The organism is Hahella ganghwensis DSM 17046 (assembly GCF_000376785.1).
Classification (GTDB): domain Bacteria; phylum Pseudomonadota; class Gammaproteobacteria; order Pseudomonadales; family Oleiphilaceae; genus Hahella; species Hahella ganghwensis.
The window spans coordinates 40,675-49,142 of record NZ_AQXX01000096.1 but is presented as its reverse complement, the minus strand read 5'-3'; the positions used below and the strand labels follow the sequence as shown (position 1 = coordinate 49,142).

Below are 8,468 nucleotides of genomic sequence, written 5' to 3'. Positions count from 1 at the left end.
CCGTTCAGATACATCAAGCAGGTGTTTGGTTACGACAAAGTCCGCTATCGAGGCTTGGCCAAGAACAAGAGCCGGCTCTATCTGTTGGCGGCCTTCAGCAATCTGCTGATGGCAAGGAAAGAGCTGCAGGTATAGGGGCAGTGAGCCCAGATGACGCCCCACAGGGGGGGAAGATCCAAAATGGCCGGAAAAACACTCTGAATATTCGGCCATATATCGTCGAGAGTTTGAATTACCTCAGAACCTTGGGGTTATTCAGACTCTCCTTAGTTTTGTATTCTATTTTTTCTACCGAATATCTTTGTGAAAGAATATCAATTACTTTTGCGACGAGCTGACATTCATGCTCTGACTTTATCTCATGTTTCATTGAAGTGAATGAGTCTATTGCTACCTTTTCGTTGTTTTCTAATATCCAAATCCATGAATCGCCTTGAAGACCTGATTCCACGTTAGTGAAATTCTTTCTGATTAATGAGTCGAGATCAAAGTGGACGTCGGAGTAATGTTGCTTGTAGTTCAGTCGTGCAAAAATCATTGTAGCGGCCTCTTTATTAATTCAGATTGTGTTTTTGTAGATAGGCGCTAAGATCCGATTAACTTTGCACATCCGTAATTGAGTGTGAATCGAAAACAAGCAATATATCTTTAATTTTTTGATCGCATATCTTAAACAGCTGGGCAATTTGTATCGTGCGCCCTTTCTTAATGTATTCATAGAACACAGCAACCGAGTTATGGTCAGTTGTTGTGCTTTGAATCCGATATTCGGCGTTTTCTGGAGGATCTGAACGGAGGCTATTGATGTAACTCTCTGATGATGAGAAAGAATACAATGGACCCTTAAATGTCAAATCCGGAGTAAGGAGTGGTTCCAAGGCTTCTATATTGCCAGTGCAAAAGCGGTGAATATAGGACATAACGATTTCGTGATTATTCATTTTTCTATACCGTTTTCTTTCTAGTGTTTTTTACCAGTAACGCATATTGCAGGCGCGGGCTTTAGCGGTAGCTCGTGGTCCCTTATATCAGTGAAGCCGGCATTACTCATGGCAGCGTGTATTTTCAAAGCCATTGAGATTGCTTGCTCACGAGTAGGGTTCTTTGTGCGTGGTTGGAACGTCGTAGCTGCCATGCCATTTATATCTAGACACGCATAAATCTGTTTGAATGCTTCCTCCAAGTCGGGAAAGAACTGGACAACATTAAGTGAGAATACACGATCAAAACCAGATAGCTCCCTCGTTAATTGGTCTAAACATGCGAGACGTACTTCTGTGTTACCTTTTTTTATTTCCGGAGAGAGCCTTCGTTGCGCCTGGCCAACCATGACGTTTGAATAGTCAATGCCAATCACTCGCCCTGTCGTTACTGTTTTTGTGCATTCCTTGAGAGCAAGCCCAGGTCCGCAACCTATCTCCAAAATTTCGTGATGGGGCTCAAGTGCCAGCAGGTTGACGGTCCATTTGTTGCGTTCTCTATTGGAAGGTCGCTGGGCCATGATAAAGCCAGCTACATGTCCAAGAATTCCATGCGGTTGTTTGAACTGATTTACTATTACTGATCTCAGTGACATGGTTCATTTCTCAGCTGTCAAGTTGTGGCCTGTAAGCAAAAAACGCCAAGCCATTGCAAATACCCCTGTCATTGAGAGCAGGAGAAACTCAATTGCCAGAGCATTTTTGAAATTTATTTGCTGGAATCCTAATACTTCGACAACGAAACTGTTCCAACTCCATTGCAACATGGCAGCAAGAAAAAATAATCCCAAAAATGCCATAATAGCTTTTTTAGCAAGCCCTTTGTGTTTGGTATCATGATTACTCATTGTTTTTTTCCTCTTGATATTTCGGTTTCGAGTTGTCGATTGATTTTTTCAAGTGATACCTCAGTATGTATTAGCTCCTCCAGGGACAATTCTGAGGCTAGGTTTTTTAGTGGTACTTTTTCCTTTTCTCGAATCTCTTTAAATACAGAATTTCCTTTTTCTGTTAGGTCGAATAATGGCGATCGTTTATGTGCGGGATTATCAGATTGTTCAACGAATCCATCTGTATGCAAGGCATTCATAATGTTTTGAATATGTTGACGTGAAACTCCCTTACTTTTAGCTATATCAGGCACTGTTTGTGGACCACCAGTTGCCAAGGACTCTATAACAGCTCTCATGGATGGATTAACCCCGTGGTTTTCATGAAGATCTTCTGCCAACGTCTTTAGCTGGTTAAAGCAGGTGCGTACTTGTCTAAAAACAGCGTAGAGTTGTTTTTCTCTGGAAGTCATTTGTCATTACCTTTTTCTGGCGTCGGTTGAGAGTCTTGAAGGATTGTGTGAGCACCCAGGGACGCACGCTCCGATTGGAATGGCAGAGTCAGCAACCACCAAAGTGATCTGGATCGATCATCCTGGAATTCGGTAAGACCAAGTTGCATTTTAGATAGCGCATCAGGAGACTTATCGCGATAAGTCCTAAATAAGTGGTCCCATACGGAAAGCGTTGCACCGTAGTTGCTGTCTGTCTCTGGTTGCCATGTCGAGTGGTGAACTCGGTGCATATCCGGAGTTACTAATACAAATCGTATGAACCTTTCTAAACGCTTTGGAATACGAACGTTGGCATGAGTGAAAATGGCCATCGCCGTATCAAACAATTCGTACAGCATCAATGTTAACGGTGATATCCCCACTAGAAGAATGCTCACCATCAATATCGGCGTATTAATAAGAAACTCAATGGGATGAAATCGAACGGTGGTTGAAATATCAATGTAGGTATCGGTGTGGTGTACGCGATGGACATGCCACAGCAGAGGTACCTTGTGCATTGCCAGGTGAATCAACCATGAGATAAAGCTGCGAAACAATAAACCGATCACAAGAGCTGTTAGTGGAGCTACTTCGAAAATATTCAATAAGCCAATATCGTTTACCTGTGCGTAATCGGAGACTAGGAGGCCGGAAACGGGGAGCGCACCGATTACGATGATATTAAGAATTGTAAGTCCTACATTCGCTGGCCAGCGAAGCTTTCTCTGAGGTGGATTGGGACTCCTGAACACAAATACTTCAATGATTGCTAGCGTAACTAGTAATCCGAAAAATATGCCGTATTGGAGTGGCTCAATCTCGGCTCGAAGAAGGTCGTCTACTGCACTCATATATGAATCTCACTTTGACAACTATATTGTCAATATAATTAATGACAATATAGTTGTCAACATTTTCATTTGAGAATGCGATAAAAAATTCAGCATTGCACGCAGTTCAGTGAACTACTTAGCTACCGCCAATAATTAAATTTCACCTTTTCCCGCTGTTTCGACCACAATCTTGGCGGATCCACCGCCAGGTCAAATAGGGTGATATTAGGTGGCAAGCAGTCATCCAAAATGGCCTCGACGATGTCCGGCGCCAATGTGGTCAAGTTAACCATTCGGCTGATGTAGCTGTTATCGAGCCCCTCCAGTTGGGCAATCTCGTTTCCAGCATCTGCAACCAGCGATGCCCTCGAGCCAGCGCCAGCTGCAGTGGGGTTGGCTGGGTATCCCATGGTCTGGGCTCTTGGACGGTTCCGTCCGGCAAGGTGATCAAGCGCCGTCCGCTGCGGCGCTTCAGGTTGATGGGGACGTTGATGCTCAGCTTGCCGTCACTGGACTCGACCACACTGGCCGCTCCGGGTCGCTCGAGCTCAAAGGGGTAGCCGCTACCTTTCTTCATGCCACATCCTCCTGCTTGTAGGAATCGGTGATTTCTAGGGATAGTCGTTCAACGCCGTTATCCCTCAAGCGCACATCCACGCTATCGGGGCTGACCACCACCTTCTCAACCATCAATCGGATGATCCGAGCCTGCTCCTCCGGAAATAGCTGATCCCACACTTTGTCGATCTGGTTGAGGGCCACCGCTACCTGAGCCTCATCCATGGCATCTTCCCGCTGGCCGGTAACGGCCGCGATTCGTTCTCTAACTGGCGGCGTTTGTAGCAGGCCACGAATCTGATCGACCACCACCGATTCAAGCTCGGCAGCCGGTATTCTCGGCAGGCCGGAAGCACCTGAAAACTCCTTCGTATCCCGGGTACTGATGTAATACCGGTACCGGCGCCCGCTTTTCTTCTTGGCCGAGGTCCAGCATGTCAGAGCGCGGCCATCCTCGCCGAAAATCATGCCCTTTAGTAAAAACGGGATTTTGCCTTTGGTGTAGTTACCACGCGTCCGGAAGTTAACAGCCAGGATGGAGTGCACATCGTCCCAGAGCTTTTTGTCGATAATCGGTTCGTGTTTACCGTCGTACCATTGATCCTTGTGCCGCAGCTCACCAAGGTAGGTCCGGTTGTTTAACAGTTTGTATATCAGCCCTCGATCAATCTGCTTGCCTGGGCGATGACGACCGTCTTGCGTGGTCCACGACTTGCTCGTGACATTCTCCAATCTGAGCTCTTTGTATAGGAGTGTGGTGGAGGCTATTTCAGTGAACCGCTTAAAGATGTGCTTGATGAGCTTGGCTTCCTGCGGATTGACCACCAGGCAGCGATCGACAACATCGTAGCCAAGCGGCGGAATGCCACCCATCCAGAGGCCTTTCTTCTTGCTGGCGGTGATCTTGTCGCGGATCCGTTCGCCGGTAACTTCCCGTTCGAACTGCGCAAAGGACAACAGGATATTCAGCATCAGCCGCCCCATGGAGTTGGTGGTATTGAATTGCTGGGTCACTGACACAAAGGACACGCCATGGCGCTCAAAGACTTCGATCATCTTGGAGAAGTCCATCAGGCTGCGAGTCAGACGGTCAATTTTGTAGACCACCACGACGTCGATCCTGCCTTCCATAATGTCGGCCAGCAGACGTTGCATCGCTGGCCGGTCCATATTACCGCCGGAATATGCCGGGTCGTCATAGTCGTTTTCGACAGGGATCCAGCCTTCCGCGCGTTGGCTAGCAATGTAGGCATGGCCAGCGTCTCTCTGCGCGTCAATGGAGTTGTATTCCTGGTCGAGCCCTTCATCGGTTGATTTACGTGTGTAGACAGCGCACCGCAGGCGCCTTTTGATTTCTGAGCTCATCAGCTTTTTCTCCCCTTGGCCTTACTCTTGTAAACTTCTTTGCGTAAACCAAAGAACAGTGGGCCGGACCATTGCGTGCCGGTAATTTCTCGGGCGATGACGGACAGGCTTTTATAGATGCGACCCTCAAATTCGTACTGACCGTCATGCGTGACGGTCACGCGATACTCGTCATCGCGGTAAAGGCGGGACAGCACTGTCCCAGGGATGGGTTGGGGATAGCGATCGCGTAACGGTTTCTTCCCCGTCTGCATGATGGCGGCAATTCGGCGATCGTTTTTGTCTGCCTCCGTTTGGTGGGCGCGCCTGAATTCTTGTTCTTGCAGCCGGTAAGCCAGCCTTCGTTCAAGAAAGGTTCGAATATGGGTGGGTGGCTCGCTGCGATAAACTTTCCGCCACAGCGATTTAATTTCCTCGATATCCATATCGGGCAATTGCGCGATTTGCGCAACGACCGATTTCGAGGGTTGGAAGATTACTTTTTTGCTCATTCTGCCTCCGATTGATTGGTACTCTCAGCGTTTGCATGAACGCTTCGGTAGGCAGGCATAGCAAGTGAAACATCGCTATCTGAGTCCGAATCTGGCGGCAATTTGGGGGCTGGCATTCGCAAGCGAATAATCCCTTCAGCCATGATTTTAGCGACTTCCAGAATCCGCTGATCTTGCGTCATTCGCTCAGGCGATAATGAGTTCGTATTATGCATTTGGTTGCCACTCTGATTGTTCAATTCACCATTGAACATTGTCGTTTCAGAGTGGCTGGCGAGCCATGAGGGAGTTTCGGATAGATTCCAAAAGTTGCAGGAAACTTCACGCTTCACCTGAAATTTTTAGAGTATCTCATTATTTCTTTGCGATATTTCTTAGATGTAGCGCTCTTTTATAACCCTGCTTAGCAGGGTATCTGACAGCATGACGAATAACCCATTGAAGATCTACATTGTTGTCAGCACTTGCGAGCCATTGATCACATAAATCAAAAACCAACGAAGGATGATCTTTAGCAATATCCCCGAGATTGTTTGCGACGCTGCGCCTGACGTACAAGCTCGAATCATCTTTTAATTTCTCAATGATTGAAATAACTGGGAGCGGATTTTCAACAAAACCTTTCAGCCGTATTCCCCAGGGTAATCTGGGGCGAATTCCCTCCGAGCAGAGTCGCCTAATGTGATTGCTAGGATCATTGACCCATGACTGAATGACATTAAGTGTTCTTTCTTGATCGGCAACGATAAACGGGCGAATGGAAAACTCTGCGCTAAATCGCATTGTAAGCTGGCGTTGGGCCAGCATAGAAATATCAAATGGATCGACACCGTCGTTGTACTTGGATAACAATCCGTATTCCGAGATAAAAAAGCTATAAGGCAGAAAAAACAGTTCCGACAAACCAAATTCCTCGCTGTCTCCCCGTGCTGGCGGCATACTTTCAATAAGTATTTCGATCGCAGAGCTATAGTTGGAGTGGAGTGTTTCAAATAGAGCATTGGCTATATGTTTGGCTCTAGCCATTAATGATTTCGACTCAAGATTCATTGTCGCAATCTGATAGAAATTTTCTGCCGGAAAAGACTTATCGGCAAGCCAGATATTTCTTGCCAAGAATCCCACTGCATTTTCGTCAATAACATTTTTAACAGGCTGGCCTTTGGTAATTGCCCTAGGCAATTCGGGAATACAAATTTTGTGGTGGTCAGGTATTAACATAATTTAGTTCAATGTGGTTGCAGAGCGCACCTGACATCACGGACATTTCGATAATGCCAGAGCGCACCGCAATAAATAAATGTTATGGCCAGCTTTTTACAATGGAGTAATGCTGTACATTACTGACTTCAGAGTGTTCGGACTGCTTCATCAGCGCAAAGTACTCGAAACAAATTGGGCTCTCCATGGCTTTGGCTGCCGCAGACTGCGCTTCTTCCTCGGACTGCCAATAGACAATATCGACCCATTGATTGTTCGAGCCTTTGAGTAATGATCTTTTTATATAGCCAGTCTGTTTTACCAGAAAGCCATCTTCAACGGCCTGTGCGGCGCGTATTATTTTTTCGTCGGTAACACCACTTTTTATCTCGAATGGAGCCCACTCTACGATGGGGTCAGCGATTGCAATAGTGCTGAAGACAAGAAGAATAAGGCTTAATAATTTGTGAGCGATTTTTATTTTCATGTGCTTAGGCCTTATTGTTTTGCCAGACTTTCATTTGTGTAAGGTGCGATATCCCAGATTCAGCATTTTCAACTCCAACCATTAATGAAAAATACTGATAGCAGACTTCACTTTCATTGGCTGCTTTTGCGGCAAAGGCTGCGTCTTGTGGGGATCTCCAATAAACTAAATCGACCCAATGGCGCTCATCTTTCTTAAGCAATTCTCGGCTAATATACCCAGGCTGTCGCAGCAAAAATTCTTGCTCAAGAACATCGGCAGCATTTAAAAGCATCTCTTCGGTAACATGCTCAGCAATCTCAAAAGGGGCCCACTCGATCGTTGGGCATTGATTGTTGTTCATTAGTTTTCTCCTGTTTAGTTTTCGGTGCCTAGTTGCATGGCCATTCAATGGTCACAGTGCTAGAATAAAACTATATATGACAACATACGGCATATTTTATGGGGCGCGGATCCACAAGCGGGAAGATGGCTAGACTCGATCAACTTCTTGGCCGACTAAAGTCAGGCGATGCATGCACCGCTGCTTCACTTGCAAAAGAGCTTGGAATCAGTACGCGCACTTTGATGCGTGATTTGGATGACCTAAAAGAACTGGGGTATCCCATCGAGTCGGATCAAGGCAGGGGTGGAGGGGTGCGTTTACATCCGCGCTGGGGGATCGGCCGACTAGCTCTGAACTATCGTGAGGTAATTGACTTGCTGTTGTCGATAAGTGTGCTTGAGAAGATGCAATCCCCCTTATTACTTGAAAATTTATCGTCTGTTAGAAATAAATTGTTTGCTTCATTTCCAGACGCCCAACGGCAAAATGTTGCTCAGTTTAGACGACGTATTTTGGTAGGCGATCTAGCATCAAAGCACGTAAGTGGTAGTTATCAAGGAGATCTTGAGATACCAAATGCTCATTTGGTACTAGAAGGTTTCTTTGAAAAAAAATGTCTTACTATTAATTATTCTCGCGAAGATGGTGAACAAAATTTACGAAAGGTAGAGGTTCACTATTTGTTTCTAAATTGGCCTGTTTGGTATTTGATTGCATGGGATTATCTTCGGAGCGCGCCTCGAACATTCCGAATTGACAGGATCAAGGAGGTGAACCTAACCAATGAAAGTTTCAATATAAAGCCGCTTTCAACATTTACTGATGAGTTGTCGCAGTTTGCAAAAGCATTGTGATTTAGAAAAGTGATATTGCTGAATCAAATTGATAAGCACGCCCCGTGC

The 8,468-nt window shown here is 46.0% G+C and carries 12 protein-coding genes; 1 reads left to right on the top strand and 11 read right to left on the bottom strand.

Annotated elements, in window-relative coordinates:
* Positions 1-961 precede the first annotated feature (961 nt).
* The 11 genes from F566_RS32345 to F566_RS32330 form a co-directional block, all read right to left on the bottom strand.
* Complete coding sequence (locus F566_RS32345; protein WP_020406595.1) at positions 962-1,576, bottom strand: class I SAM-dependent methyltransferase; 615 nt, start codon at positions 1,574-1,576, stop codon at positions 962-964.
* Positions 1,577-1,579: 3 nt separating this feature from the next.
* Entirely contained in the window at positions 1,580-1,828 is a 249-nt protein-coding gene (locus tag F566_RS0108645) for a hypothetical protein (RefSeq protein WP_020406594.1), read from the bottom strand.
* On the bottom strand, positions 1,825-2,283 hold the full coding sequence (locus F566_RS0108640) for a MarR family winged helix-turn-helix transcriptional regulator (protein WP_020406593.1): 459 nt from the start codon (positions 2,281-2,283) through the stop codon (positions 1,825-1,827). The genes F566_RS0108645 and F566_RS0108640 overlap by 4 nt, the downstream gene beginning before the upstream one ends.
* Positions 2,280-3,158: a sterol desaturase family protein gene (locus F566_RS0108635; protein ID WP_020406592.1), complete on the bottom strand. Its 879-nt coding sequence runs from the start codon at positions 3,156-3,158 to the stop codon at positions 2,280-2,282. Before F566_RS0108635 ends, F566_RS0108640 begins: the two co-directional genes overlap by 4 nt.
* A gap of 122 nt (positions 3,159-3,280) precedes the next feature.
* Positions 3,281-3,550, bottom strand: coding sequence for a hypothetical protein (locus F566_RS37675; RefSeq protein WP_245555198.1), 270 nt, complete (start codon positions 3,548-3,550; stop codon positions 3,281-3,283).
* A 163-nt stretch (positions 3,551-3,713) separates the two neighbouring features.
* Positions 3,714-5,063 carry a recombinase family protein gene (locus tag F566_RS0108625; protein WP_020406591.1) on the bottom strand — a complete coding sequence of 450 codons (1,350 nt, stop codon included), beginning with the start codon at positions 5,061-5,063 and terminating at the stop codon, positions 3,714-3,716.
* The gene (locus F566_RS0108620) at positions 5,063-5,554 is read right to left on the bottom strand and encodes a DUF2924 domain-containing protein (RefSeq protein WP_020406590.1); all 492 of its coding nucleotides are present in this window, start codon (positions 5,552-5,554) and stop codon (positions 5,063-5,065) included. Before F566_RS0108620 ends, F566_RS0108625 begins: the two co-directional genes overlap by 1 nt.
* On the bottom strand, positions 5,551-5,769 hold the full coding sequence (locus F566_RS0108615; protein WP_245555196.1) for a hypothetical protein: 219 nt from the start codon (positions 5,767-5,769) through the stop codon (positions 5,551-5,553). Before F566_RS0108615 ends, F566_RS0108620 begins: the two co-directional genes overlap by 4 nt.
* A gap of 139 nt (positions 5,770-5,908) precedes the next feature.
* Entirely contained in the window at positions 5,909-6,775 is an 867-nt protein-coding gene (locus tag F566_RS0108610) for a hypothetical protein (protein WP_020406588.1), read from the bottom strand.
* A gap of 82 nt (positions 6,776-6,857) precedes the next feature.
* Complete coding sequence (locus tag F566_RS32335) at positions 6,858-7,241, bottom strand: hypothetical protein (protein ID WP_020406587.1); 384 nt, start codon at positions 7,239-7,241, stop codon at positions 6,858-6,860.
* Between the two features lie 4 nt (positions 7,242-7,245).
* On the bottom strand, positions 7,246-7,584 hold the full coding sequence (locus F566_RS32330) for an antibiotic biosynthesis monooxygenase family protein (RefSeq protein WP_020406586.1): 339 nt from the start codon (positions 7,582-7,584) through the stop codon (positions 7,246-7,248).
* Positions 7,585-7,709: 125 nt separating this feature from the next.
* Between F566_RS32330 and F566_RS0108595 the strand changes: the two genes are divergently transcribed.
* A complete protein-coding gene (locus F566_RS0108595; RefSeq protein WP_211210629.1) occupies positions 7,710-8,420 on the top strand; it encodes a helix-turn-helix transcriptional regulator in 711 nt (236 codons plus the stop codon).
* Positions 8,421-8,468 lie beyond the last annotated feature (48 nt).